The organism is Propioniciclava sp., assembly GCF_029977985.1.
Taxonomy (GTDB): Bacteria; Actinomycetota; Actinomycetes; order Propionibacteriales; family Propionibacteriaceae; genus Propioniciclava.
Genome location: NZ_JARKOT010000029.1, coordinates 1 through 1,061 on the forward strand (window position 1 = coordinate 1; position 1,061 = coordinate 1,061).

Sequence of the window (1,061 nt, forward strand, 5' to 3'; positions counted from 1 at the left end):
CAACGCCACGTCGTCGGCTCAGCTCGCCGCGCAGTACCCGGCGTCCGGCGGCACCTACGTCTACGGACGGAAGGTGCTCGGCCCGTGGGCCGGCTTCTTCGCCGGCTGGGCGTTCGTCGTGGGCAAGACGGCCAGTTCGGCCGCCATGGCGCTGACTTTCGCCGCGTACACCGTCCCGTCCGCGTGGCAGAAGCCGGTCGCCGTCTTCGCCGTCGCGCTGCTGGCCGTGGTGAACAGCCTCGGCGTGGCGCGGACAGCGGCGCTGGCGCGTGTCCTCGTCACGGTGTCGCTGGCCGGTCTGGCGGTGGTGGTCGCGGTCGGGTTCGGCCATGGCGACCCGGCGCTGCTGGCCGCCGCGCCGGCGTGGACGGCGCCCGGCGTTCTGCAGTCGGCCGGGCTGATCTTCTTCGCCTTCGCCGGGTACGCCCGCATCGCCACCATGGGTGAGGAGGTCGCCGAGCCCGCCCGGACGATCCCGCGCGCGATCACGGTGGCGCTGGCCGCCGTCCTCGTCCTCTATGCCGTGGTCGGGCTGTCGGCGCTGACGTCCCTCGGCCCGCTCGCGCTCGCGGAGTCCACGGCCCCGCTGGCCGACGTCGCAGCGCTCTCGAGGACGGCGTGGCCGGTGGCCGCCGCCCGCATCGGCGCAGCTGTAGCGGCCCTCGGCGCACTGCTCGCGATGGTCGCCGGCGTCGGACGGACGATGCTGGCGATGGCCCGCACCGGTGACTTGCCGCGGTGCCTGGACGCAGTGCACCCGCGCTTCGGCGTCCCGCACCGCGCGGAGTGGACGATCGGCGCAGCGGTGTGCGTCCTCGTGCTCGCCACCGATCTGCGCGGGGCGATCGGGTTCTCGTCCTTCGGCGTCCTGCTGTACTACCTGGTCGCGAACTTGTCGGCACTGCGTCAGGACAAGGCCTACCGCCGCTATCCCCGCGCGTTGGCCGGTCTCGGAGCGCTCGGCTGCTTGGTGATCGCGGTCACGGTCGGCTGGCCCTCCGTCCTCGCCGGGACGGCCGTGCTCGTCATCGGGCTGGGCTACCGGTGGCTACGGCTGCGTG

The 1,061-nt window shown here is 73.8% G+C and carries 1 protein-coding gene; it reads left to right on the forward strand.

Annotated features, from left to right (window positions below; all coding sequences use genetic code 11):
* On the forward strand, positions 1-1,061 hold a 1,061-nt coding region (locus Q1K57_RS02280), incomplete at both ends, for an APC family permease (RefSeq protein ID WP_300078561.1).